A 24,053-nucleotide genomic window follows, 5' to 3' on the forward strand; every position below is an offset into this window, starting at 1 on the left:
GCACCGGGATAACGCCGCTCGGCTTGATAGCATGTAGACTATTCCGAAATAGTCACTTTGAGCCAATAAAGACGTGGTTTCCCTTATTTATTACGGTAAGGTCGCTCAATAGTAGCTAAAAAGAGGGGAAATAAATGTATTTACGGCCAGATGAAGTGGCTAAGGTCCTGGAGAATGCCGGTTTTGATCGGGATTATACGGTTGATCAGGCTTACGGTTATCGGAAAGCGGGGCATTACGTGTATGTCAACCGGGAAGCCCGCATGGGCAGGACAGCATTGGTTATCCACCCGGCGCAAAAAGATAAGAGTTTATTGTTTGCTACACCCACGGCAACACTTCGTATCAGTGATAAGTATGTTGAGTTTCCGCTTTATCTCGCCGGAGAAACAGAAGACCGCTACGGTATTGCTCACGGATTTAGCTCAAGAGAAATGTTATTGCGCTACCTGAACAGTATGTTCCCGTAAATTTGCTCACCCCCCGCCACAATTAATTTCATTGCGCCGTAATGCCATTTTCAATGCAATACGGCATCCGCTTGTTGGTTAAATTGCAGATTATAATTGCGGCGAAATTGCGCTAATTCAAAGGCATCTAAATCCAGTTCAGCGAAATAGAACAAAGCTGCTTCAGTATGTTCGGCTGTTAGCATTGGGGAGATATGCGAGCGAATTAGCGTATTTCGCCATTGCATCACATTTTCATCGGAAGGATCTTTGATAAAGGTTTGGTAGATAAATACCAGATAAGCCGCTTTTCTGACATCTTCAGCATAACCATTGCTGGTGGAGCGAATAAACATTTGTGTTTGGCGCTGCCCCATCTCTTGCAGCATTGATTCAATATAAATTGGTTTTATCTTCAGTAAATTAGCCAGTGTATCCACGGCCTTGCGGGTATCTGACGTCAATACACGATAACCCACAATAAAAACCACGATCAAAACAGCAATAATTATCCACGTCATGTAATGTTTCTTTGCGCCATAAAAGGTGAAATTGACAACGTAAAATTATCTGGCTGTTAAATCGCCGATTTTGATAAATAAACGAAGTACTTACTGATTATCGCCACTGAAATTATCGCTATTTTTCTGCTGATTATTCAGATGATGATTAAACGCGGCGGCATCTTTTGCCAGTGCATCAAGGTGTGCGCCAAGCATTTTGATCTGCCTGACCAGCGAATGTTGCTCGGGCAAAGTGTTCGCTGTATTGAGTTTTCTCAGCAGCATATCATTTTTCGCACGCAATGCTGTTTCCCGCGCTTTTGACTGCTCCAGCTCATGTTGCAGTGCATTGTAACTTGCCTGCCATGTCTGGTGCTGCTTCTCAAAAGTTGATTGCAACTCACTCATTGCATTAAGAAACTTCACTTCAAGCTCACGCATTGTCATTGCTTTTCCTTTATCACGGCTTCCGATTTTCAGTGGCAGTATAGCGAAATCTGAGCATAAGCTCATCTGCTAGAGTGTGTCTTTCATTGCAGATGCAGGCTGCCACAACAGCGAGTTTTATCATAATTTGTTTTTATCATTTATTAATGCACGAAATAAATAAGCCTTGCTATTAATATCTCAGCATGCGTTAATGACGTCATCGGTTTGTAGCACAGACCTATTTATGTAAGCCATTTAAGTAAAGCAGTTCCTAGTTAAAGCGATATTTTTAGACATCACTTCTCCGACGAATTTCCTTCTTTAGTGCCCCCATAAGTAACTCTTGATAAGCAGACCTCAATTGCCACTCGTTGGCACAAAATAATGAAGGAAATACCTCTATGTCTACTAAAATGACTGGTTTAGTAAAATGGTTTGATGCTGGTAAAGGTTTTGGTTTTATTTCTCCTGCAGATGGCAGCAAAGATGTATTCGTACATTTCTCTGCAATCCAGGGTAATGATTACAAAACTCTTGATGAAGGCCAGAACGTAGAGTTCAGCATCGAGCAAGGCCAGAAAGGCCCTTCAGCTGTAAACGTAGTTGCGCTGTAATTAATACTGCTGCAATGAGTTTTTCGCTGTCATTAAATTTGGTTTAGGCCAGATTTATTGTTGGTCAAATAATTGATTAGAATAGTTGTGATCGCGATGATGGCATAAGCCGGAGCAGACAATGAAATCATCAATGATATTATTTGCATTAAATTGTATTTAATAAAATGACCAACATCCTAAAAACCTCGCCATGGCGGGGTTTTTTGTTTTCTACTGTTAGCCATAAATGAGTATTCACGAAAATATTTTCTGTTAATTATATTTAAACTGTCGACGATATACTGCGGGTGTAATACCCACTATCTGACGAAACGCGTTCCTAAAACCTTCAATAGTCTGAAACCCGCAATATTCAGCTATTCCCGCCATATTGATGTTATCTTGCTCCAGTAATTCCTTCGCTTTATGCATTCTTTCGTGTTGTAACCAGATTTTTGGCGCTTGACCCGTAGCTGCGCAAAAATGCCGTAAAAAGGTTCTTTCACTGAGCGCTAACTTTGCCGCCATCTGACTAACTGTCCAATTCTGTCCCAATTGCCCGCGCACCTGTTCCATCAGTTTTGCCATATCGCGGTGGTTTTCTTTGGCGACGGGCGCGGGAATAAATTGCTGTTGCCCACCACGGCGTTGCGGGGCCATGACTAATCGTCGAGCCACCTGGTTGGCGATGTGAGTGCCAAAATCGCGGGTGATGAGATGCAAACAGGCATCTATTCCGGCGCTACTACCCGCCGAGGTGATAATTTGCCCCTCATCGACATACAGCACATTCGGATCGACATGAATCTCGGGGTAGCGTTGCGCCAAATAATCGGTATAGCGCCAATGAGTGGTGGCGCTTTTGCCGTGCAATAACCCAGCTGCTGCCAGCACAAAGACACCTGAACAAATGGTAATTATGCGTGTACCTCGTGTGATTGCTTGCTGTAGCGCATCAACAAGGGCGGCGGAGGGAGGAGTCTCAGGGCTGCTCCAGCCGGGGATTACAATGGTTTTGGCCTGTTCCAGCAGTGCTATCCCTGCATCAACGTGAATATGGAGGCTGCCATTGGCTGTGGAAATGTGCTTATCCACTGCGACCACCTGATGTTGATACCAGGGGAAATCAAACTCCGGGCGAGCTAGACCGAATATTTCCTGCGCAATACCAAATTCAAATAGGCAGAGGCCATCATAAGCCAAGGTAGCGACCAAACCGGGATCTTGTTTCACCCCTTGGTGAAGTTTAGGGGGAGCGGAATGAGTCATTGGCGTATCTCAGTGGTTTATTGTCATATCCGCCACTGTAATGAGCTAACTCCATTTCATAAAGTGATTCTTCAGAATATTTAATGGAGAAAACATATGAGCAGTATTGTTAGCCAGATTCCCCCCGCGTCTCCTGAACAGGCATTGCAGCACTTTTCTCAGCGTTTGGCATTTGAAACTGATTGCTCGGATGTTTACTACTGCCAGCAGCAGGGAACAGTAGACTTTGTGTTGGTAGATGTGCGCAACGAGGCGGCATTTGCATTGGCACATGTGCCCGGCGCTATCAATATTCCTCACCTATTGATGGATGCCTCTTTGCTCGCTCATTACTCAATGAATACGTTATTTGTGATTTATTGCGCGGGACCACACTGTAATGGTGTCTATCGCGCTGCGGTCAATCTAAGTCAACTGGGGTATGCGGTTAAAGAGATGATTGGTGGAGTGACAGGCTGGCGTGATGAGGGGCTACCCATGAGTGATACTGTTAATAAAACCGGGGATGCGGTGAGCTGCGGGTGTCATATTTAAAAGTATCACGCTGGATAACTACACTGGCTGGTGGTGCCCTAAGTCTATGACTTAGGGCTTTGATTTATATTGCATTGTTAGCCCTGCATATTACGTGCTGCAAGCCGCTGTTTGAGTTCGGCTATGACTGATTCAGAATTCTCACTTCTGTATGGGTTTTTCACCGGATCTTTCTTCGCCGTCTTACTTCGTTGCTCTGCTGCCTTTTGCTCAAGTTCTTGTCGACTGGCCGGTTTTACCTCTTGCCTCACATATTGGGTTACAACTGGATCCAATGGTAGCGGCGGCGGCAATGGAATGCCTCCCGATTTTACATCAAGGTTAAGCTTTACAGCGGCTATAGGCGGTGATGGCGGCAGTACGGTGTTTTCAGCACGAGGAATGGTTGGCATTGCTGTGCTAATTTTTACCGCCTCTATTTTATTTGTATGTCTTTGATATTGATTGAGAGCAAGGGCGTAACGATCTACAGCGGTTTGCCCTTTAATCTGGGGCAAACCGGCCATTATTTTATTTATCATCATCTTTGCCACAGAACTGAGTGCTTTCTCTTTATTATCTGTTTTGAAGAGACTCACTTTCGGTGAGGTATTATTTTTTTGTATGGAATGAAATGTTATTTTTTTAACCGCACTCGGCTGAGGTGTAATTGTATTACTCAAGCCGATCAGTTTATGAGCAAGTTTGGAACCAGCGGGCTTGGTATCACTTTGCTTGGATTGGCTACTCAAGTGGTTAAACAGCGCTATTTTGCTGTGGATTGAATGGGATATACCCAGTGCATTACTCATTTATTGCTTCCTCATTAATATGCCATGTGAATGGAGAACTTTTAATCAACTATATCGCGAAGCTAAACGGGCAACTTGCAAAAAAAGAGTCTTGCAACCAGTGAATATGGTATCTCCAGCCCAAGGGTTAATTTATTGTTATAAATATGACTCGGTGCGATAGGGCTGGTGGTTATCACTTGCTATTATTCTTGGCACTGAAGGTGAATTAGCTGGTAGAGTATTAGCGGTTTTATTCATTACAGGAATTCTGTATGCGCTCTGTTTATCTGTGGGTAGTCGTGGTGGCTATTGGCATCACTGCGTTCGTATCTCAGCTCAGCTTTTTTTTCATTGAACCGCAGACGGATGTTAGCGAAGGTAAAGTTTTGGTGCTTAAACGGACGCCTAAAATGGGTTTTATTGATAGCCCTCGGGGTTACTGCCAGCGCGAATACCCAACTGAAGACTCTGAACGCTGTGAGTCCAGGATCCTTTCGCCATTATTAGACAGTACTCATGCCATTTATGAGCTGCCATTTAGTGATTATTTTTACGAAATGACGTATTAAACCCCAGCAAATTTTTCAGTCACTAGCTCTGATTTCGAGGTATTTGCGGTATATTAATATTTTTAATATAAGTCACTGCTAAATAGTTTCACTATTTTAATATTTATAACATAAAGGAGTAGGTTGTGAATTGGATGGAGGTTTTGATATCTGCGGGTATTGCTGCGATTTTGGGCGTTATCACAACAGGATTACGTAACCGAAATAAATTGGGCAAGATTGGTGCCATTTTATGGGTTATTATTCCCATTATTGCTGGGAATATTATTTATTACCAATATATTAATCCGAATGGATTACGTGGGAATGATCGAGCACAAATAGAACAATCACTCGAGAGCTTCCCTGTGTTCCAAACCCTGAAACAGCAAGAGCCGACTCTTTATACACAGCTGATCGATAACTTCCTCAAGTCAAAGAAAGAAGGGCACTCTGAGCAGCAACGGATTGATGAAATGAAACAGTCTATCGCAGAGTTAACTGTGCAACGGATCCGGCATGCACCCGATAAAAATGTTATCGATTATATGAATGTTATCTTGGATGAGCTGCGTTATTATCAGACTAATAATCGTAGTGAACATCTCTGTTTTAAGGCGTTGTTCCCGCAAGTGAATGGCGGGGTTAATGCCACTAAAGTTTTACCTAAAGAGCTGCTTATGCGAGATTTGGATTCGATTAATAGCTTGTTTACCTCCTCTACGGGAGGATTAATAAAGCCAGAAAATCAAGAGTATGAGAATAAGCTCAATGCTATCGTGGGAAAATTGCAGCAGCAATATGGTCATGATTTGCAGATGTTTGTGAACCCTGCGGCTCCTGAAGTCGATCGCGAAAAAATCTGTGATATGGCCATCGATATGTATAGCCAAATATTGAAACTCTCCCCTAACGATGCTGGCGCTATTTTACGTTCGATGTTGGGTGGCGAATAAAAAATAATCAATTTTATATTGGTCATTAAAGACATTCCTATATTCAGGAATGTCTACCTAATCACTCTCTTCTCTCTCCTGTTATGATAGGTTTCAATCAGCGGATAATCATATGTTGTTAGGGCTATCTTATTATTTTTTGCTCTTTATGATTATTTATAAAAATAATCATAATCAACGGGTTTAAAATATCATCCTGTATCCTGATTAAATATCACTAACTAATAAGCAGCCTAACCAATAGGCCAAGTCTCTTGGTAGCCAAGAACTAATAGGCAAATCTTGTTGTTAAGTCGCATAATAAAGATTATTTCTGCTATTTTAATCTTTCTATTTTTTGCGACTTTTATAGATGTAGATCAATTTTATTTATAATGAATTTTATTTCTATCTTGGTTTTTTTTGATTTGCCTCATCTAAATCTGACATTTATCACATAAGCACTTTAAAACCCTAATATGTGAAGAGAAAATCAGTCATTAATGCTAAACAAGATACGTATTACCCATGTTAATGTTTAGTGCTACGCTTAATTACTTATTGAATCTTTGTCTGACAGGCATTGCCTTATATTCGCTAGCTAATTTATCAAAGGATGATTCATGTCTAAACGTCTATGGCTCCGAAATACCTTGCTAACAGCCGCTCTATTAAGTGCTTTTTCTGTTCCAGTCAGTGCTGCAACTCACACACTACAATTGGCTATCGGTGATGAGCCGACCGAGGGTTTTGACCCTATGTTAGGGTGGAGTCATGGCAGTTATCTGCTGCTGCATAGCCCTCTACTCAAACAAAACGAAGATCTCAGCTGGAATGGTTTTTTGCTTAGTGATTATAAAACCAGTGACGACGGTAAAACCTGGACTCTGACACTCAAACCTGACCTCAAGTTTTCTGACGGCTCCCCTTTGACTGCCAAAGATGTGGTATTTACCTACAATAATGCGGCTGCCAGCGGCGGCAAGGTCGATATGGGGAACTTCCTCAGTGCAGAAGAAATTGACCCCCTCAATGTTCGTATTCAACTAAAAGCGCCACAAAGCACCTTTGTGAACGTGTTAGGCTCACTGGGTATTGTTTCAGCAGATAAATACGATGCTAAAACCTATGCGCAAAAACCTATTGGTGCCGGCCCGTACCGCTTAGTCAGTTTCCAGCCGGGTCAACAAATGATTGTCGAAGCAAACCCTTACTATGCGGGCAATAAAAATGATTTCGACAAACTAATTTTTGTCTTCCTTGACGAAGACAGTGCATTTGCTGCGGCCCAAAGTGGGCAATTAGGCGTAGTTCGCATTCCTCCGTCTATGGCGGTTGGCGCTGTGAATAACATGAAGTTATGGGTCAGACCGAGTGTGGAAAACCGGGGCATTGTGTTCCCGACCACTCCGGCAGGCAAAAAGGATATGCACGGCTACCCGATTGGGAATGATGTTACCGCCGATGTTGCGATTCGCCGCGCCATTAACTATGCCATCAACCGCCAACTTTTAGCTGACCAAATCATGGAGGGCCATGCCATTCCTGCTTATACCGGGGTGCAGGGGCTGCCATGGAATAACCCGAACTCCGCTATCAAAGACGGTGATATTGAAAAAGCCAAACAAATATTGGAGCAGGCGGGCTGGAAGCTGAACAGCGCGGGTATTAGAGAGAAAAATGGTGTTCCTGCCAAAATCACACTTTGGTATACCAGCGGAGATACCACTCGCCGTGATTTGGCACAAGCAATACGTTCCATGCTTAAACCGATTGGAATTGAGGTTGATTTGAAATCCGGTAGCTGGGAAACCGTAGAGCGTAATATGCACGCCAATCCAACCCTATTTGGCTGGGGTAGCCTAGACCCGATGGAGCTTTATCACCACTACAGCAGCAAAGCCGCCGGTGTGGAATATTATAATCCGGGCTACTACCAGAACCCTGTTGTTGATAAACATTTGCAGCAAGCGCTGGATGCTCCAACTTGGCAGCAAGCAGTGCCATTCTGGCAGAAAGTGGACTGGGATGGGACGACCGGTGCCGGAATCCAAGGTGATGCTGCCTGGGCATGGCTGCTGAATATACAGCATACTTATCTGGCCAATAATTGTGTCGATTTAGGTAAGGGAGCGCCAGAGATTCACGGGTCTTGGTCACTGCTTAATAGCCTCGATAGCTGGAAATGGACCTGTCAGTAATGAAAGGGGTTTCGCTATTTACCCTGCGTTTAGCTTGCCTGCTGCTGGTGACAGCAGTAGGCACGTTCACGCTACTGAGTTTCTCGCCAGTTGACCCGATACGCGCCTATATCGGCAGTGATTTGCTACACGTACCACCGGAGCAATATCCACTGATTGCCGCTCGTTGGGGGCTGGATTTACCTTTATGGCAGCGTTTTTTGCACTGGTTTACCCAAGTTTTACAAGGGGATTTCGGTTACTCGATGCTGTACAACGCGCCAGTGTCACAAGTCATTGGTGAACGTTTTGCTACCTCATTCGCATTGCTATTTTCGGCATGGTTATTCTCGGGCATAGTCGGGTTATTGATGGGCTTGACGGCGGGCCGCTATCTTAATCGTTGGCCGGATCGGGTGATTTCAAGCTTGTCATATTTATTGGCGTCATTGCCGACTTTCTGGATTGGTTTATTACTCTTGTCATTATTTGCAGTGAAACTGAATTGGGCTCCTATTTGCTGTGCATGGACTCCCGGGAGTAACGCGGAAACGGCCAGCTGGAGTGACAAGCTGCATCATCTCATCCTGCCGATGTTAGCGTTAGGATTACTAGGCGTCGGGAATATTGCTTTGCATACCCGTGCCCGAGTGGCTGAAGTGATGAACAGTGAGTTTATTCGCTACGCGCAAGCGCAGGGGGATAAAGGATGGCCATTGGTTAATTTCCATATCTTGCGCCATGCCATTACGCCGGCGCTGTGTCTGCAATTTGCCTCAGTGGGCGAATTATTGGGCGGGTCTTTATTAGCAGAGAAAGTTTTTGCTTACCCTGGGTTGGGACAGGCCACCATTGATGCCGGGTTGCACGGCGATATTCCGTTATTGATGGGGATTGTGATGTTTTGCGCCGTCTTGGTCTTTTGCGGTAATAGTATTGCCAACGCACTGTTACACCGCTTGAATAGGGGGGCTGCGCGACAATTATGACTTATAACCCAAACCGGGCTTTGTTCCGACTTTTCGTTTCATTGGCACTATTATCCATTTTGGTTATCTACGGCTGGGCGATATATCCAATTGAAATTCCAATGGATTTAATGGCTCGCCGCCAACCTCCGTCAGTGGCCTATTGGTTTGGTACAGACAGTTTAGGTCGCGACCTGTGGTTGCGCTGTTTTCAGGGAATGACCACCAGCTTACAAATTGGCTTGGTTGCGGCTTTTGCCAGCGGGGTGCTGGCGATGCTTACCGCCAGCTTATGTTCAGTCAATAAAACGTTGGATTATCTGATTCGCGGGTTAATTGACAGTATGCTGGCCTTACCGCATTTATTGTTGTTGGTGCTGATTTGTTTCACATTAGGGGGAGGAAAAAACGGTGTGATCCTGGCGGTGGCACTCACTCACTGGCCAAAACTTGCCTTGATTTTACGGGCCGAGATTTTACGTATCCGTGAGACCGACTATGTGATGCTCTCGCACCGGTTAGGTAACAGCAATTTTTACCGTTGGCGTCATCATCTGCTACCGTTATTACTACCACAATGGATTGTGGGAACGCTGCTGATGTTCCCCCATGCGGTGTTACACAGTGCGGCGCTCAGTTTTCTGGGATTTGGGTTGTCACCTCATGAGCCGTCGTTGGGGATTTTATTGGCAGATGCCCTGCGTTATCTGAGCAGTGGAGCATGGTGGCTGGCATTTTTCCCCGGCCTGATTTTGGTCGGGTTGGTCCTGATATTTGACCAGTTTGCCCGGTCACTACAACAACTCTGGGTGAGGATAGCCTGATGTTGAAATTTTCAAGGTTTGCCATTGATGTTGCCCATTATCGCTGGCTAGGTCGAAAAACTTGGCATCCCTTACTGAGCAATATTTCTTTGGAGGTGAATCCGGGAGAATTGGTCGCACTTGTCGGTGGCAGTGGTGAAGGTAAGAGTTTATTACTGCAAAGTGTACTGGGATTATTGCCGGAAAATATGCGCTGCCATGGCGAGATTATCCTCGATGGAGAAGTCTTGTGTGCCCAAGATAAAATCGAGCGGCGTGGCAAAACCTTATGTTATGTCCCGCAAGGGGTTAGTGCCCTGAATCCTTTGATAAAAGTGGGTTCGCAAATGACCCGAGCGGCGCAACTCAGCGGTGTTAAGCTACGGCTCGAAGATGTCGCGATGCAGTTGCAAACCTACAATCTTGCGCCGGGCTTAGTCCATGATTTTCCCCGGCAACTCTCCGGTGGTATGGCAAAACGCGTGCTGACCAGCTGTGCTACCTTGACCAATGCCCGCTATATTTTAGCGGATGAAGTGACTTCATGGCTGGATGACGAGCATGCCTGCCAGTTACTGACTCATTTGCGCGCCTTTTGTCAGCAAGGGCGCGGTATTTTATGGGTCACACATGACTTGGCGCTGGCGGCGCGGTTTGCCGACAAAATTGCGGTGTTACATAAAGGTGAATTGCACGAAACATTGAGCGCTGATGAGCTGAAAAATAACGGAGGTAGCCCGTGGTTACAATCATTGTGGGCGGCCTTGCCGGAACAGCAGTTTGTCAGCCAGCCGATGTCGCCGATGGAGGTGGCAGAATATGTTTAGTGTCGACAACCTGACCATTGAACAAGGCGGGAAATGTCTGTGGGATTGTGTCTCATTTTCGTTGACGCCGGGAGAGCGATTGGGGATTTCAGCGCCCAGTGGTTTTGGCAAAACGACCTTGGGGCGGGTGTTAGCGCAATGGCAGTCGGCAACATCAGGGCAAATTTTAATAGACGGTGCGCCGCTGGCTAAAAAAGGCTATTGCCCCATTCAATTGGTGCCCCAGCATCCCGAACAAAGCTTCAATCCTTACCGGACAACCGGGGAAAGTTTGCATGATGCCTGGCGCCCCGATGCCCAGTGGCTTGAGCGGATGGTTGTTAATCCTGATTGGCTAAAACGCCGCCCTGATGAATTATCCGGGGGAGAATTAGCGCGTATTGCTCTGTTGCGGGCTTTAGACCCTCGAACTCGCTATTTGATTGCTGATGAAGTCACCGCGCAACTGGATGCGCACATTCAAGCACAAATTTGGCAAGTCTTATTGGAGGAGTCTGTCAGGCGGCCATTGGGATTAATTGTTTTCAGTCACAATAAATCCTTATTAGAAAAGGTGTGTTCGCGTATCTGGATCCCGGAAAGAGAGAGTATAAAGCCTCTTTATCCACCACCGTCTGGTCAAGCCTCATCTCGGATTAGCAATGATAAAAACAGGGTGAATAATAAGGAATACATAGGATCTTAACAATGGAGTAATAATGTGGCGTGATAATTTACCATCGGGTATTGGGGCTTTAATGGATTTTAAGTTATAAATATCTTGATTAAGATCATGTTATTTTAAAATGACAAATAGTAAATATCTATCAGATAGGAAAATAGTCATAACTTCTACAGATTGATAAGTTTTGCCACTTGATATGATGTGTCTATAAATATTCATTTGTGATGAATTTAACTTTAACTCTAGATATGATAATAATTTCTGGATGTTTTTTCATACCCTCATTTTACGGGGTTGTCTTTTCTTGTGATTTACATCACTCACCTTTTGTCTTATTTTTTTAACATAAAATATCGCGAAAAACCCTCCTCAAAAACGTTATTCTTGTCAAATGTAAGCTCATAAGATAATTAGATTAACTCATTGATTTATATGTTTATAATTGTTTTTTGTCATGTTTCACATAGTCATTTATCTTAAATTTGCAATTAATGATGAATTTTTCAGGTTTTGGTCTATATTGATTAGAGGTGGTTTTTTTATAGCAATTTATTGATTTACAGGCATCTCTGCTACAAAAAAATAGACTATAAATGGGTGTTAAATACAGGGATTCAGTAGCTATGACATTAGCTATAGAACGCAAACGGTTAATTGGTTTTTCTATGTATTTTTCACTGTGTGTAAATACAGTGGCTCTTATCTATTTTAGTAAAAAAATATTAATGAATACTCTTTCTTTATTGCTTGAGATAACTAAACGCGGTAAAAAATACCTACCTGAAAAAAATATCATACAAATAAATTCAATGGGATATCGTCTTTATCTCCTAATTGCAGTCATCTGCTATGGGGCTGAAGCCCTATTGTCTTCAATGATTTTTTCGATATTGAAGATGGTAGAAAAAATATCTGACAGCAGATTGATGGTAATTAAAATGTTAAATCAGAATTCAAACGAAGAATCTAACAAGATAGACAGGAGGATGCGCTTAAATTCTGAAATGTTCTCATTAGCAAGCATCAAAAAAACAATTTTTATCAGTAATAACAAGGGATAACCCTTTATAAACAAGGCTAGTTATAGGGCTAGTAGGTTGTTTTTCTCACTTTCACTTTCTTAACATGACACAGGAGGGCTTATGCAGCTCACCCCAAGAGAAGTTGAAAAGCTCATGATCTACACGCTGTCTGATGTGGCGTTCAAACGCAAAGCGCGTGGCTTGAAACTCAATTATCCGGAAGCCGTTTCTATTATCACAGTGACTGCAATGGAAGGGGCCAGAGATGGCAAATCCGTAGAAGATGTGATGAAAGAAGCCAGTAAAGTTCTCACTAAAGATGATGTGATGGACGGGGTAGCTGATCTGATTCCGAATGTTCAGGTCGAAGCAATTTTTACTGACGGCAGCCGTTTGGTCACAGTACACGACCCAATTAAATGAGTGACGGCAACATGCGAGTAAAACCTGAACTGAATATTGCAGAGGATTAAAGCATGAGCGCGAAGAAAAGCACTAAAGATAATGCAGAACAAAATACCCCACTCGGTGGTTGCATTTTAGCTGATACCCCAATCACCTTTAATGAAAATAAACCCGTTACCAAAGTGAAAGTCCGTAATACCGGTGACCGGCCAATTCAGGTGGGTTCACATTTCCACTTCTTTGAAGTTAACCGCGCACTGGAGTTTGACCGTGCTGCGGCGTTTGGCAAAAGGCTGAATATCTCTTCAACAACCGCAATCCGTTTTGAACCTGGTGATGAAACCGAAGTTCCGCTGATACCTTTTGGTGGCAAGCAAACACTGTATGGCTTTAACAACCTGGTGGATGGTTGGACCGGTGAAGGCGTGGTTCCTAATAGCGAACGCCCGGATAAGCTAGAAGCTATCCGCCGTGCGGCAGAGCGTGGTTTTAAATCGTCTAAATGACACCTTATCTCAATAAAAATCATCAAAATTCGCATACGTGTAATTAGCGATACCCAATCGGTTTCAAGATGCAGGAAGGCGGCAAACGAAAGAGTCTCGGTGAACTTACACAGGTAAGTGATTCGGGGGAGCGAGAGCCAACACACCTATAATTTGAAAGATGAAGGGTATAAACGGTTACACGCACCGGAAAAAGAAAGGAGCGACAGATGCCTCAAATTTCTCGGCAAGAATACGCGGGTCTATTCGGCCCAACGACTGGCGATAAAATCCGCTTGGGTGATACCAATCTGTTTATCGAAATCGAAAAAGACCTGCGTGGATATGGTGAAGAGTCAGTTTATGGGGGAGGTAAGTCATTACGTGACGGGATGGGGGCAAATAACCAACTGACTCGTGATAATGGCGTACTGGATTTGGTGATTACTAACGTCACCATTGTTGATGCCCGCTTAGGGGTTATCAAAGCTGACGTTGGTATCCGTGATGGCAAAATTGCCGGTATCGGCAAAAGTGGTAACCCAGGTGTGATGGATGGCGTGACACCCGGAATGGTCGTTGGCGTAAGTACCGATGCTATCTCCGGTGAACATTTAATTCTGACCGCAGCGGGTATTGATAGCCATATTCATTTGATCTCTCCGCAACAGGCTTATCATGCATTATCTAATGGCGTGGCAACCTTCTTCGGTGGCGGGATTGGGCCAACCGATGGCACCAACGGGACGACGGTAACACCCGGCCCATGGAACATTCGCCAGATGCTGCGCTCAGTCGAAGGTTTACCTGTCAACATCGGTATTCTGGGCAAAGGTAACTCTTACGGCCGAGGCCCATTGTTAGAACAAGCGATCGCCGGTGTCGTCGGGTTTAAAGTTCACGAGGACTGGGGTGCGACGGCTAACGCCCTGCGCCATTCATTGCGGATGGCAGATGAATTGGATATTCAGGTTTCTGTGCATACCGACAGTCTGAACGAATGTGGCTATGTAGAAGATACCATTGATGCCTTCGAAGGCCGCACTATTCACACCTTCCATACTGAAGGTGCAGGTGGTGGCCATGCGCCAGACATCATTCGCGTCGCCAGCCAACCTAACGTATTACCCAGTTCGACCAACCCAACCCTGCCATACGGTGTTAACAGTCAAGCCGAACTGTTTGACATGATTATGGTGTGTCACAACCTCAACCCGAATGTGCCTGCGGACGTCTCCTTCGCCGAAAGCCGTGTGCGCCCAGAAACTATCGCGGCAGAGAACGTTCTGCACGATATGGGGGTTATCTCTATGTTCTCCAGTGACTCACAAGCTATGGGGCGCGTAGGAGAAAACTGGTTACGTGTGATGCAAACGGCAAACGCGATGAAAGCATCACGCGGCAAATTGCCAGAAGATGCGCCAGGTAATGATAACTTCCGTGTTCTGCGTTATGTGGCAAAAATCACCATTAACCCCGCGATTGCACAAGGTGTTAGCCATGTTATCGGTTCTGTCGAAATCGGCAAAATGGCCGACCTGGTACTGTGGGATCCGCGTTTCTTCGGTGCGAAACCTAAACTGGTTATCAAAGGCGGCATGATCAACTGGGCTGCAATGGGTGACCCGAACGCATCATTACCGACACCACAACCGGTGTTCTATCGCCCAATGTTTGGTGCCATGGGTAAAACCATGCAAGACACCTGCGTCACCTTCGTTTCTCAGGCCGCACTTGATGATGGCGTGAAGGAAAAAGCAGGGTTAGAGCGGCAAGTTATGGCGGTTAAAAACTGTCGTACCATTTCCAAACATGACTTGGTACGCAATGACCAAACGCCAAACATTGAAGTGGACCCTGAAACCTTTGCGGTGAAAGTAGATGGCGTACATGCCACCTGCGAGCCTATTGAGACCGCGTCAATGAACCAACGCTATTTCTTTGGTTAGTAAAGGACTTAGTTAGTAAAGGGTTTGGTTAATAACGGAGTCTGGGCGCGTATTCATTTAACAGACTCAGTTTATTAAGTCTTCAGCTTGCCCATGGTAAGTGTCACTTGGCTCAAGGATGCGCTACGAACAATCACAGGGATGAGTGGCATAGAAACGGATTTCATTACTGTGGGCAAACTGGCTTTTGCCAAAAATAGAGGCAAGGAGTCAATAACATGATTTTGATAGAGCACATTCTTGGCAATGTGAAGAAAGATCCGGTTTGGCAGGAGAAGCTCAAAGACGCCACTTTTGATCTTTTGGTTTTGGATCAAAGGGAAGCGCAAAAAAGCCGCTGCCGTAAACTCAGTTCTCAGGGGTTGGATCTCGGTATTTCGCTCGACCGACACGTTGTTCTTGCTGATGGTGATGTGCTGACATGGGATGAAAAAAACCGTGTCGCCGTGGTGGTACAGATAAACTTACGTGATGTCATGGTGATTGACCTGAGTGAGCTGAAAAGCCGCTCACCGGATGAATTGATTAAAACCTGCTTTGAGCTGGGGCATGCTTTGGGCAACCAGCACTGGAAGGCGGTAACAAAAAATAATGAGGTGTATGTCCCTCTGACGGTGGCAACCACCATGATGGATTCTGTCATGAGAACTCATGGTTTCCAGCATTTGCCTTTCCGTTTTGTTAAGGGCGCGGAAATTCTACCGCTGCTCAGTAATTCTGAAGCTCGACTGTTGTTTGGCGGGGCTGAAGATACCGATACTCATGTTCATGTCGCCAGTCCATTAGATGAACCCCATGGTTCCGGCTTACATGTTCACGCGATTCATTCCCACGGTGACGGGCATTCGCATAGCCATGACCACAGTCATAGCCACGGCGATCACGACCACGACCACGACCATAAACACTGATTCACGCAGGGAGGCAGCGCAATGAATGCATCAGATCTCATTCGTATCATGCAATTTGGTGATTCCGTACTGCCGGTCGGGGCCTTTACGTTTTCTAATGGTGTGGAATCCGCCATTCAAACTGGCGTTGTGCATGACGTGCCGACGCTAAAAGGCTTTGTTTTTACGGCGTTAAAGCAGGCCGCCAGTTGTGATGGAATGGGGGTTGTTGCTGCCCACCGGGCAGTGATGGCCGATGATCGCGACGGTATCATCCGTGCCGATTGGGCCGTGAATAATCGCAAGTTAAATGAAGAAAGCCGCCTGATGGCTACCCGAATGGGGAAAAAACTGGCGGAGATGTCAATCCATGTAGTGGAACATCCTCTGATTAGCTGGTGGCTGGCGCAGATAAAAAACGGCAATACCGCGGGGACCTATCCGGTCACTCAGGCGGTGGTCATGGCCGCGCAGGGGATTGGGCAGCGGGAAGTGGTGGTGATGCACCAATATGGTGTGGCGATGACGATATTAAGTGCAGCCATGCGTTTGATGCGCGTTACTCATTTCGATACACAGCATATCTTGTTTGAATTAAACCACGACATCGAGACATTCTGTGATATCGCCGAAATTGGTGATATTGAGCAGATGTCTTCGTATGTGCCTATTGTGGATGTGTTGGCGGCGGTGCATGTGAAAGCACACGTTCGCCTCTTTAGTAACTGATCGATAAAAATGAATTCTGAGTGCTGGGCGGGTTTGTTAATCACATACATTTTATTCGCCAAGTACCTAGCCAATATCAGATAAAACTAAGAGGATTACCCCGTGAATAGCCATTCAACCGATAAACGCAAAAAGATTACCCGCATTGGTATTGGTGGCCCGGTAGGTTCAGGTAAAACCGCCATTATCGAAGTGATCACCCCGATTCTGATCAACCGGGGTATTAAGCCACTGATCATTACCAATGACATCGTCACCACCGAGGATGCCAAACAGGTGAAACGCACCCTTAAAGGTATTCTGGATGAAGAGAAGATCCTAGGGGTAGAAACGGGGGCTTGCCCGCATACCGCAGTGCGTGAAGACCCGAGCATGAATATTGCCGCAGTGGAGGAGATGGAAGAGCGCTTCCCTGATAGCGACCTGATAATGATTGAAAGTGGCGGTGATAACCTGACATTGACCTTCAGCCCGGCACTGGCCGACTTCTATATCTATGTTATCGATGTAGCGGAAGGGGAAAAAATCCCGCGTAAAAATGGCCCTGGTTTGGTTCAGGCCGACATTCTGGTTATTAACAAAATTGACCTCGCACCCTATGTGGGCGCCAGCCTGGATGTGATGGAAAGTGATACCAAAGTGGTTCGTGGCGAGCGGCCTTATATTCTGACCAACTGCAAAACCGGTCAGGGTATTGAAGAGTTGGTCAATATGATTATGCGCGATTTCCTATTTACCCATGTTGAGCCGCAAGGAGAACATGCATGACATCGCAGAGCCAGAATATCGTGGAAACTCCTTCACGGGTTCGCGCTCACGCATTAGGTGTTAACGCGCCGGAATTAGCGGAATATCAAGATGAACCGGCGCAAATGCGTAGCGGAGCCATAGGGAAAAGCGGCTATCTCAAACTAAGATTCGCCAAACGCGAGCATCGCAGTATTTTGGCAGAAATGGAAAGACGCGTGCCATCAATGGTGCAAAAGGCGCTGTATTGGGATGAAGAAATGCCCGAATTGCCTTGTGTAACCATGATTTCGACGTCGGGGTGCATTTTACAAGGGGACCGGCTGGCCACTGATGTGATTGTGGAGGCGGGCGCTTGTGCCCATGTCACCACCCAGTCGGCGACCAAAGTCCATATGATGAATGCGAACTATGCGTCGCAGATACAGAATTTCACCATAGAAGAGGGCGGCTATCTGGAGTTTATGCCAGACCCCCTTATTCCACACCGTAATTCGCGCTTTATTACTGATACCACCATTAATATTCATCCTACGGCGACTGCGATTTATTCGGAGGTGCTGATGTCTGGGCGTAAATATCACCATGCGGACGAACGCTTTGGTTTTGATGTTTATTCATCCAGAGTGGCTGCGCACAATTTGGCCGGTAAAGAGCTATTTGTTGAAAAGTATGTGCTGGAACCGAAGACAGAAAGTCTTGATGCCATTGGGGTAATGCAATCATTTGACGCATTTGGCAATGTCATCTTATTAACCCCCAAAGAGCACCATGACCGCATTCTGGCGCGGGTACCCGCCCACTTTGATATGAAAGGGGGGATTGCCAGTGGCGCGACGCGCTTACCCAATGATTGCGGTCTGGTATTTAAAGCCTTGGGCATTGACAGTGCGGGTGTTAAGGATGAAATCCGACAGTTCTGGAAAATAGCGCGTGAGGAGATTCTCGGTGTGACATTGCCAGAAAAATTCTTATGGCGCTAAGGTGTTGCTCAATGTCATACGGTGTTGCAGCAAAGCATCGCTGTAACAATCAGTAAGTGCAACTACACATGAGAGCAGCTAACACAGCTGCGGCTTCAAGTTAGAAGGGTAAAATAATGAATGCGAAAACGGGCAATCAATCCGGCTGGGCACAACTGAGTGCTTCAAATGTTTTCATTGAATTTATCGATACAACGCTGCGCGGCTGTGCTCAAGTCATGTTCCAGAATAACCCTCTAACCGGGTTATTCTTCTTTATCGCGATATTTGTCGGAGCCTTTGGTGAGGGAAATCCGGCGGTGGCCTATGGTTGTGTGCTAGGAACTGTAGTGGCCACACTCACCGGGTTAACCATGCGCGACCGTAAATCATGGCGCTCAGGATTATACGGTTATAACGGCTGTTTGGTGGGGACGGCATTACCGACATTTTTGGTTGCCACGCCAGTGGTCTGGGCCTGTATTGTTTTGGGCAGTATCGTGTCGGTCATTGTTATGGCCTGCATCGCGGATATTTTAAAAACCTGGAAAGTCGCGGCGTTAACAGCACCTTTTGTTCTCACCACTTGGATGATATTACTGGCCAGCTACGCCTTTGCCGGTTTGCATAGCAGTGGATTACCGACGCCAGCACTTCCCCATCCACTCGTTTTAGACGCGAGTGCCGTGGCGGCTGGTGGCAATATTGTCGTCAGCATGTTTAATGGTATTTCGCAGGTATTCTTATTCAGCAGTTTGATTGGCGGTATTCTTTTTGTCATCGGGCTTGCGGTTGAATCGCTTTGGGCGGCGATTTTTGCACTGGGGGGAACGCTCTTGGCACTTCTCACCGCTATGTTTCTTGGGGCAAATCCTAGCAGTATTGATGCCGGACTTTATGCATTCAGTGCGGTATTAACAGCGATTGCTTTAGGTTCAACATTTAATAAACCCAGTTGGCGTGTGCTGGCTTATACCATCATCGGGGTTATTTTTACGGTCATCGTACAGGGTGCGCTAAATATATTCTTATCCCCTATTGGTATTCCTACATTAACGATGCCTTTTGTTCTCGCTTCATGGTTGTTCCTGGTTCCGAATAAAGATGTAATGCCAGCACATAGACAATAACGATTTTATTCTGGAGCACCAACATGACAACTGGAATAGAGAAACGTAGCGCGTTTGGCAACCAGCAAACTAAACGTCGTGCTATTTATTTATTGATAGGATTACTGGTTGTTAATGGGCTGGCATGGCTTTGGGCTTTTACTGAATTTAATGATAATGCGGTGTTGATGGGAATGGCATTCCTGGCTTATAGCTTTGGTTTACGTCATGCTGTTGACGCCGACCATATTGCGGCCATTGATAATGTTACCCGCAAACTTATGCAGCAGGGGAAAACCCCGATTGCAGTGGGAACATTCTTCTCCCTTGGACATTCCACCATTGTCATATTAGCGTCACTTGCCATCGCCGCGACCGCGATGGCATTTAAAAATAATATGGCATGGTTCCATGAAACGGGAGGTTTGATTGGAACATTAGTCTCATCTCTGTTTTTATTGTTATTTGGCTTCCTTAATTTAACCATCCTGATTTCAGTCTATAAAAAATTCAAACAGGTCAAAGCGGGGCATGTCTATAAAGACGAAGAGCTTGACCTGCTGGTGACGAATAATGGTGGTTTTCTCGCCAGAATATTCAAACGTGTATTTAATATGGTGAGTAAAAGCTGGCATATGTACCCGGTGGGATTTTTATTTGGCCTGGGTTTTGATACCGCGACTGAAATTGGAGTATTAGGGAAGGTGCGAACAAGTCCCTGATATGAGATCATGTTTGTCATCTGGAGCCATGGAACAGGGTTCATCATGAGTCATCAACTTACCTTCGCCGACAGTGAATTCAGCAGTAAGCGCCGTCAGACCAGAAAAGAGATTTTCTTGTCCCGCATGGAGCAGATTCTGCCATGGCAAAACATGGTGGAAGTCATCGAGCCGTTTTACCCCAAGGCTGGTAATGGCCGGCGACCTTATCCGCTGGAAACCATGCTACGCATTCACTGCATGCAGCATTGGTACAACCTGAGCGATGGCGCGATGGAAGATGCTCTGTACGAAATCGCCTCCATGCGTCTGTTTGCCCGGTTATCCCTGGATAGCGCCTTGCCGGACCGCACCACCATCATGAATTTCCGCCACCTGCTGGAGCAGCATCAACTGGCCCGCCAATTGTTCAAGACCATCAATCGCTGGCTGGCCGAAGCAGGCGTCATGATGACTCAAGGCACCTTGGTCGATGCCACCATCATTGAGGCACCCAGCTCGACCAAGAACAAAGAGCAGCAACGCGATCCGGAGATGCATCAGACCAAGAAAGGCAATCAGTGGCACTTTGGCATGAAGGCCCACATTGGTGTCGATGCCAAGAGTGGCCTGACCCACAGCCTAGTCACCACCGCGGCCAACGAGCATGACCTCAATCAGCTGGGTAATCTGCTGCATGGAGAGGAGCAATTTGTCTCAGCCGATGCCGGCTACCAAGGGGCGCCACAGCGCGAGGAGCTGGCCGAGGTGGATGTGGACTGGCTGATCGCCGAGCGCCCCGGCAAGGTAAGAACCTTGAAACAGCATCCACGCAAGAACAAAACGGCCATCAACATCGAATACATGAAAGCCAGCATCCGGGCCAGGGTGGAGCACCCATTTCGCATCATCAAGCGACAGTTCGGCTTCGTGAAAGCCAGATACAAGGGGTTGCTGAAAAACGATAACCAACTGGCGATGTTATTCACGCTGGCCAACCTGTTTCGGGCGGACCAAATGATACGTCAGTGGGAGAGATCTCACTAAAAACTGGGGATAACGCCTTAAATGGCGAAGAAACGGTCTAAATAGGCTGATTCAAGGCATTTACGGGAGAAAAAATCGGCTCAAACATGAAGAAATGAAATGACTGAGTCAGCCGAGAAGAATTTCCCCGCTTATTCGCACCTTCCTTAGGAATCTCAGCTGCAAGTGCCACCCACGGTATGAATTTATGGTCAATTATGGTCTTCCCTATTTTATTTGCTTCCGGGATGGCATTGATCGACTCACTTGATAACTTTGTTATGATTGGCGCATATGGCTGGGCTTTTTCTAAACCAGTACGTAAATTGTATTACAACATTACTATCACGGCAGCTTCAGTTATCATCGCATTCTTCATTGGTGGGATTGAAGCATTAGGGTTAATTGCAGATAAACTTAATTTGACCGGTGGCTTTTGGACACCAATAAATAATATCAGTGAAAACTTAGGTGAGATAGGTTACTGGATTATTGGTATGTTTATCCTGTGCTGGATAATTTCTGCGGTTAATTATTATGTTCGTGGTTATGATAAATTAAGTATTACTCGTTAGTTATAATTTAATAAAATAAAAAGGCGCTTATCAAGCGCCTTTTTTATAAGATAAACATTTACAGATTACATGTGTTTTTTAGCAAAACCTAAAATATCCTGTTTAATTTCAGAGAGTTTGCTTTCAGGTGCTTTCTTGCAGACTTCGACCACTTTCGGTGTCACGATAGTGTCAGTCTCGTGCAAGTCAACATAATCACCTTTCTTATATTGAGTATCATCATTTATTACCCAATAAACGACAGGAGTAAATGACTTAGGATTCAGATCCAGGAACTCTTTGCAGGTCATATCACTCGGGGTAGTCGCTGTTGTGCTAGTGGTTGCTGCAAAACTTGTGGCGGCAGCGGAAAGTAATAAACCAGTCAATGCAATATTACGAAGTGATTTGTAGGACATGCTTATTTCCTTATTTATCTGTTAAATATGATGGAATATTTAAGACACTTAAATTAAGGGTGATAGATATCACTCAAGTCTACGAACATTGGCATTTCCGATATGCCAATGAACCTGTATATTATTAACCAAAATGGGATTAATGCCAACTATAGGATTATTATTTTACTCATTATTGAGTATGGATAACTTTACAAAATGTAAAATGACCAGAGTGATGTTGTCTTTATAAGGATAACCGAATTATCATTTGATTTTGGTCAAAAATAATCATATTTGACCATGATTTTTATCATTTTTTATCTATACTTGATTCACCTATAACAATTTTAGTCACTCTATTGATGAAAATATTACAGGAAATTAAAACTAAAGTATCAATACCACTTTTATTGGCTATTTTGGTCGCCATTAATGGGTATTTGGTGTTAAGCCCTGTGCTTTTCCGGGCACTATCTCATTCAACAGATGCGATGAGCAATTTCAGTACTTGGAAGGAGGCGCTAAGTTTTCTCGAATTATTGGAAATTCCAAGGTTTATGATTGGGTTGCTATTGATATTAATGGCATTTTCAGTCGCGATGAAAATCCGTACTGCATGGTTTCTTACGGTATTATTGTTGTTTACTCTCGTTGCTATCAATATCTTTATTCTAAAAGATCAGAATAAACTGACGACTTATTCCCTTATTGTCGTTGTTGCGCTGCTATTTTATTGGCGTGAGTTTGATCATTACAGTCTCGGCAGTGCAACATTTTTTGCGATCGCGAGTATTTGTTCATTAATCGTCTATAGCATGCTGGGTACACTTTACATGGGCGATGAGTTCGCACCGGCAGTGACCGATTTACCTACTGCGTTCTATTTCGCGATTGTTTGTATGTCAACAGTGGGCTTCGGGGATATTATTCCGCATACCACTGTGGCGAGAATGTTCACTCTTACGGTGATTATTGCTGGTATTACAGTCTTTGCTACTTCGATTGCTTCTATTGCCGGCCCGATAATCAGTAATAATATTAAACGCATTGTTAAAGGTAGGATCTATCACGTGGAACGTAAAAATCATTTTATTATTGTCGGTTCCAATTCTTTGGCACTCAATGTCTATAATGGCCTGCGTGACCGAGGTGATGATGTCACTGTTGTTTGCTCGGTAGGTAGCCAACACAGTTTTCCTCCACATGCGGATGTTATCGAGGGAGATCCCTCTTCAGTAGAAACACTGAAACTGGCTGGTGCCGCCAAGGCAAAATATATTATTGCATTGTGCAACAATGATGCCGACAACACCTTTACTATTTTGGCAGCGAAAGAAATTGCTGGTGAAGGGACGAAAACACTGGCATTAGTCAATGAAACACAGAATATGAAGAAAGTGAAACGGGTTAACCCTGATATGGTGTTCTCACTGCCATTATTGGGGAGTGAACTGCTGGTCAGGACCTTAAATGGCGATACGATTAATAACTCTCTTATTACCGAAATGTTCTTTGGTAATTGTCAGAAATTAGATTAACGCTATTGGATTATCAGCAAATACGCATAAAAACACCCTCATGATGAGGGTGTTTTT

General features: G+C 45.0%; 25 protein-coding genes and 3 pseudogenes. 23 read left to right on the top strand and 5 right to left on the bottom strand.

The window, feature by feature from the left end; genetic code table 11:
- Positions 1 to 134: 134 nt before the first annotated feature.
- Positions 135 to 470, top strand: a complete 336-nt coding sequence (locus F0T03_RS05120) for a DUF2002 family protein (RefSeq protein WP_145556236.1) — start codon at positions 135 to 137, stop codon at positions 468 to 470.
- Positions 471 to 520: 50 nt separating this feature from the next.
- On the opposite strand, the gene F0T03_RS05125 is transcribed toward F0T03_RS05120, so the two are convergent.
- Positions 521 to 970 (bottom strand): DUF1198 domain-containing protein, encoded by a 450-nt coding sequence (locus F0T03_RS05125; RefSeq protein WP_145556237.1) that lies wholly within the window; start codon positions 968 to 970, stop codon positions 521 to 523.
- A 90-nt stretch (positions 971 to 1,060) separates the two neighbouring features.
- Entirely contained in the window at positions 1,061 to 1,399 is a 339-nt protein-coding gene (locus tag F0T03_RS05130) for an MbeD/MobD family mobilization/exclusion family protein (RefSeq protein WP_145556238.1), read from the bottom strand.
- 383 nt (positions 1,400 to 1,782) lie between these two features.
- Between F0T03_RS05130 and cspE the strand changes: the two genes are divergently transcribed.
- Complete coding sequence (cspE, locus tag F0T03_RS05135) at positions 1,783 to 1,995, top strand: transcription antiterminator/RNA stability regulator CspE (protein ID WP_042547968.1); 213 nt, start codon at positions 1,783 to 1,785, stop codon at positions 1,993 to 1,995.
- 255 nt (positions 1,996 to 2,250) lie between these two features.
- Here cspE and ftrA read toward each other — a convergent pair whose 3' ends face one another.
- On the bottom strand, positions 2,251 to 3,246 hold the full coding sequence (gene ftrA / locus F0T03_RS05140) for a transcriptional regulator FtrA (protein WP_162526879.1): 996 nt from the start codon (positions 3,244 to 3,246) through the stop codon (positions 2,251 to 2,253).
- A gap of 96 nt (positions 3,247 to 3,342) precedes the next feature.
- Between ftrA and F0T03_RS05145 the strand changes: the two genes are divergently transcribed.
- Positions 3,343 to 3,780: a rhodanese-like domain-containing protein gene (locus F0T03_RS05145; RefSeq protein WP_159677373.1), complete on the top strand. Its 438-nt coding sequence runs from the start codon at positions 3,343 to 3,345 to the stop codon at positions 3,778 to 3,780.
- Positions 3,781 to 3,857: 77 nt separating this feature from the next.
- Here F0T03_RS05145 and F0T03_RS05150 read toward each other — a convergent pair whose 3' ends face one another.
- Positions 3,858 to 4,571, bottom strand: coding sequence for a hypothetical protein (locus tag F0T03_RS05150; protein ID WP_159677374.1), 714 nt, complete (start codon positions 4,569 to 4,571; stop codon positions 3,858 to 3,860).
- Between the two features lie 254 nt (positions 4,572 to 4,825).
- Between F0T03_RS05150 and F0T03_RS05155 the strand changes: the two genes are divergently transcribed.
- The 19 genes and pseudogenes from F0T03_RS05155 to F0T03_RS05245 form a co-directional block, all read left to right on the top strand.
- Positions 4,826 to 5,122, top strand: a complete 297-nt coding sequence (locus F0T03_RS05155) for a DNA-directed RNA polymerase subunit beta (RefSeq protein ID WP_145562925.1) — start codon at positions 4,826 to 4,828, stop codon at positions 5,120 to 5,122.
- A gap of 125 nt (positions 5,123 to 5,247) precedes the next feature.
- On the top strand, positions 5,248 to 6,057 hold the full coding sequence (locus F0T03_RS05160) for a DNA gyrase (RefSeq protein WP_159677375.1): 810 nt from the start codon (positions 5,248 to 5,250) through the stop codon (positions 6,055 to 6,057).
- 602 nt (positions 6,058 to 6,659) lie between these two features.
- Entirely contained in the window at positions 6,660 to 8,237 is a 1,578-nt protein-coding gene (locus F0T03_RS05165) for an ABC transporter substrate-binding protein (RefSeq protein WP_159677376.1), read from the top strand.
- Positions 8,237 to 9,205 carry an ABC transporter permease gene (locus tag F0T03_RS05170; RefSeq protein ID WP_145554545.1) on the top strand — a complete coding sequence of 323 codons (969 nt, stop codon included), beginning with the start codon at positions 8,237 to 8,239 and terminating at the stop codon, positions 9,203 to 9,205. Before F0T03_RS05165 ends, F0T03_RS05170 begins: the two co-directional genes overlap by 1 nt.
- The gene (locus F0T03_RS05175; protein ID WP_159677377.1) at positions 9,202 to 10,008 is read left to right on the top strand and encodes an ABC transporter permease; all 807 of its coding nucleotides are present in this window, start codon (positions 9,202 to 9,204) and stop codon (positions 10,006 to 10,008) included. The genes F0T03_RS05170 and F0T03_RS05175 overlap by 4 nt, the downstream gene beginning before the upstream one ends.
- Positions 10,008 to 10,814 (top strand): ATP-binding cassette domain-containing protein, encoded by an 807-nt coding sequence (locus F0T03_RS05180; protein WP_159677378.1) that lies wholly within the window; start codon positions 10,008 to 10,010, stop codon positions 10,812 to 10,814. Before F0T03_RS05175 ends, F0T03_RS05180 begins: the two co-directional genes overlap by 1 nt.
- Positions 10,807 to 11,473: pseudogene (locus tag F0T03_RS05185) on the top strand (ATP-binding cassette domain-containing protein). Before F0T03_RS05180 ends, F0T03_RS05185 begins: the two are co-directional and overlap by 8 nt.
- 628 nt (positions 11,474 to 12,101) lie before the next feature.
- Positions 12,102 to 12,539 carry a hypothetical protein gene (locus tag F0T03_RS21655; protein ID WP_246169927.1) on the top strand — a complete coding sequence of 146 codons (438 nt, stop codon included), beginning with the start codon at positions 12,102 to 12,104 and terminating at the stop codon, positions 12,537 to 12,539.
- Between the two features lie 81 nt (positions 12,540 to 12,620).
- Positions 12,621 to 12,923 carry an urease subunit gamma gene (locus F0T03_RS05195; protein WP_002215288.1) on the top strand — a complete coding sequence of 101 codons (303 nt, stop codon included), beginning with the start codon at positions 12,621 to 12,623 and terminating at the stop codon, positions 12,921 to 12,923.
- A gap of 53 nt (positions 12,924 to 12,976) precedes the next feature.
- Positions 12,977 to 13,411 carry an urease subunit beta gene (gene ureB / locus F0T03_RS05200; RefSeq protein WP_145554459.1) on the top strand — a complete coding sequence of 145 codons (435 nt, stop codon included), beginning with the start codon at positions 12,977 to 12,979 and terminating at the stop codon, positions 13,409 to 13,411.
- A gap of 209 nt (positions 13,412 to 13,620) precedes the next feature.
- Positions 13,621 to 15,339, top strand: coding sequence for an urease subunit alpha (locus tag F0T03_RS05205; RefSeq protein WP_145554458.1), 1,719 nt, complete (start codon positions 13,621 to 13,623; stop codon positions 15,337 to 15,339).
- Between the two features lie 218 nt (positions 15,340 to 15,557).
- On the top strand, positions 15,558 to 16,250 hold the full coding sequence (gene ureE / locus F0T03_RS05210; protein ID WP_159677379.1) for an urease accessory protein UreE: 693 nt from the start codon (positions 15,558 to 15,560) through the stop codon (positions 16,248 to 16,250).
- Between the two features lie 21 nt (positions 16,251 to 16,271).
- Entirely contained in the window at positions 16,272 to 16,958 is a 687-nt protein-coding gene (locus tag F0T03_RS05215) for an urease accessory protein UreF (protein WP_159677380.1), read from the top strand.
- Between the two features lie 102 nt (positions 16,959 to 17,060).
- Complete coding sequence (gene ureG, locus F0T03_RS05220; RefSeq protein WP_145554455.1) at positions 17,061 to 17,726, top strand: urease accessory protein UreG; 666 nt, start codon at positions 17,061 to 17,063, stop codon at positions 17,724 to 17,726.
- Entirely contained in the window at positions 17,723 to 18,688 is a 966-nt protein-coding gene (locus F0T03_RS05225; RefSeq protein WP_159677381.1) for an urease accessory protein UreD, read from the top strand. The genes ureG and F0T03_RS05225 overlap by 4 nt, the downstream gene beginning before the upstream one ends.
- A gap of 116 nt (positions 18,689 to 18,804) precedes the next feature.
- Positions 18,805 to 19,797 carry an urea transporter gene (gene yut / locus F0T03_RS05230; protein WP_159677382.1) on the top strand — a complete coding sequence of 331 codons (993 nt, stop codon included), beginning with the start codon at positions 18,805 to 18,807 and terminating at the stop codon, positions 19,795 to 19,797.
- A 23-nt stretch (positions 19,798 to 19,820) separates the two neighbouring features.
- A pseudogene (locus tag F0T03_RS05235) lies at positions 19,821 to 20,477 on the top strand (HoxN/HupN/NixA family nickel/cobalt transporter); the annotation flags it as partial.
- 66 nt (positions 20,478 to 20,543) lie between these two features.
- Positions 20,544 to 21,524, top strand: coding sequence for an IS5-like element IS5 family transposase (locus F0T03_RS05240; protein ID WP_000019403.1), 981 nt, complete (start codon positions 20,544 to 20,546; stop codon positions 21,522 to 21,524).
- A 146-nt stretch (positions 21,525 to 21,670) separates the two neighbouring features.
- A pseudogene (locus F0T03_RS05245) lies at positions 21,671 to 22,078 on the top strand (HoxN/HupN/NixA family nickel/cobalt transporter); the annotation flags it as partial.
- A gap of 65 nt (positions 22,079 to 22,143) precedes the next feature.
- On the opposite strand, the gene hdeB reads toward F0T03_RS05245, so the two are convergent.
- Positions 22,144 to 22,476 (bottom strand): acid-activated periplasmic chaperone HdeB, encoded by a 333-nt coding sequence (gene hdeB / locus F0T03_RS05250; protein ID WP_145554451.1) that lies wholly within the window; start codon positions 22,474 to 22,476, stop codon positions 22,144 to 22,146.
- Positions 22,477 to 22,820: 344 nt separating this feature from the next.
- Here hdeB and kch point away from each other — a divergent pair, with 344 nt between their 5' ends.
- Positions 22,821 to 23,996, top strand: coding sequence for a voltage-gated potassium channel protein (gene kch, locus F0T03_RS05255; protein ID WP_145555043.1), 1,176 nt, complete (start codon positions 22,821 to 22,823; stop codon positions 23,994 to 23,996).
- Positions 23,997 to 24,053: the final 57 nt, after the last annotated feature.

Origin of the sequence: Yersinia canariae, assembly GCF_009831415.1 — a bacterium.
Classification (GTDB): Bacteria; Pseudomonadota; Gammaproteobacteria; order Enterobacterales; family Enterobacteriaceae; genus Yersinia; species Yersinia canariae.

Excerpts from the sequence above, each read along its gene's own strand:
- F0T03_RS05165 (WP_159677376.1), top strand. The coding sequence starts at position 6,660 with ATGTCTAAACGTCTATGGCTCCGAAATACCTTGCTAACAGCCGCTCTA.
- F0T03_RS05170 (WP_145554545.1), top strand. The coding sequence starts at position 8,237 with ATGAAAGGGGTTTCGCTATTTACCCTGCGTTTAGCTTGCCTGCTGCTG.
- yut (WP_159677382.1), top strand. The coding sequence starts at position 18,805 with ATGAATGCGAAAACGGGCAATCAATCCGGCTGGGCACAACTGAGTGCT.
- F0T03_RS05175 (WP_159677377.1), top strand. The coding sequence starts at position 9,202 with ATGACTTATAACCCAAACCGGGCTTTGTTCCGACTTTTCGTTTCATTG.
- hdeB (WP_145554451.1), bottom strand. The coding sequence starts at position 22,476 with ATGTCCTACAAATCACTTCGTAATATTGCATTGACTGGTTTATTACTT.
- kch (WP_145555043.1), top strand. The coding sequence starts at position 22,821 with ATGAAAATATTACAGGAAATTAAAACTAAAGTATCAATACCACTTTTA.
- F0T03_RS05180 (WP_159677378.1), top strand. The coding sequence starts at position 10,008 with ATGTTGAAATTTTCAAGGTTTGCCATTGATGTTGCCCATTATCGCTGG.
- F0T03_RS05195 (WP_002215288.1), top strand. The coding sequence starts at position 12,621 with ATGCAGCTCACCCCAAGAGAAGTTGAAAAGCTCATGATCTACACGCTG.
- F0T03_RS05215 (WP_159677380.1), top strand. The coding sequence starts at position 16,272 with ATGAATGCATCAGATCTCATTCGTATCATGCAATTTGGTGATTCCGTA.
- F0T03_RS05130 (WP_145556238.1), bottom strand. The coding sequence starts at position 1,399 with ATGACAATGCGTGAGCTTGAAGTGAAGTTTCTTAATGCAATGAGTGAG.
- F0T03_RS05125 (WP_145556237.1), bottom strand. The coding sequence starts at position 970 with ATGACGTGGATAATTATTGCTGTTTTGATCGTGGTTTTTATTGTGGGT.
- ureB (WP_145554459.1), top strand. The coding sequence starts at position 12,977 with ATGAGCGCGAAGAAAAGCACTAAAGATAATGCAGAACAAAATACCCCA.
- F0T03_RS05155 (WP_145562925.1), top strand. The coding sequence starts at position 4,826 with ATGCGCTCTGTTTATCTGTGGGTAGTCGTGGTGGCTATTGGCATCACT.
- cspE (WP_042547968.1), top strand. The coding sequence starts at position 1,783 with ATGTCTACTAAAATGACTGGTTTAGTAAAATGGTTTGATGCTGGTAAA.
- F0T03_RS05225 (WP_159677381.1), top strand. The coding sequence starts at position 17,723 with ATGACATCGCAGAGCCAGAATATCGTGGAAACTCCTTCACGGGTTCGC.
- F0T03_RS21655 (WP_246169927.1), top strand. The coding sequence starts at position 12,102 with ATGACATTAGCTATAGAACGCAAACGGTTAATTGGTTTTTCTATGTAT.
- F0T03_RS05120 (WP_145556236.1), top strand. The coding sequence starts at position 135 with ATGTATTTACGGCCAGATGAAGTGGCTAAGGTCCTGGAGAATGCCGGT.
- ureE (WP_159677379.1), top strand. The coding sequence starts at position 15,558 with ATGATTTTGATAGAGCACATTCTTGGCAATGTGAAGAAAGATCCGGTT.
- F0T03_RS05145 (WP_159677373.1), top strand. The coding sequence starts at position 3,343 with ATGAGCAGTATTGTTAGCCAGATTCCCCCCGCGTCTCCTGAACAGGCA.
- F0T03_RS05205 (WP_145554458.1), top strand. The coding sequence starts at position 13,621 with ATGCCTCAAATTTCTCGGCAAGAATACGCGGGTCTATTCGGCCCAACG.
- F0T03_RS05240 (WP_000019403.1), top strand. The coding sequence starts at position 20,544 with ATGAGTCATCAACTTACCTTCGCCGACAGTGAATTCAGCAGTAAGCGC.
- ftrA (WP_162526879.1), bottom strand. The coding sequence starts at position 3,246 with ATGACTCATTCCGCTCCCCCTAAACTTCACCAAGGGGTGAAACAAGAT.
- F0T03_RS05150 (WP_159677374.1), bottom strand. The coding sequence starts at position 4,571 with ATGAGTAATGCACTGGGTATATCCCATTCAATCCACAGCAAAATAGCG.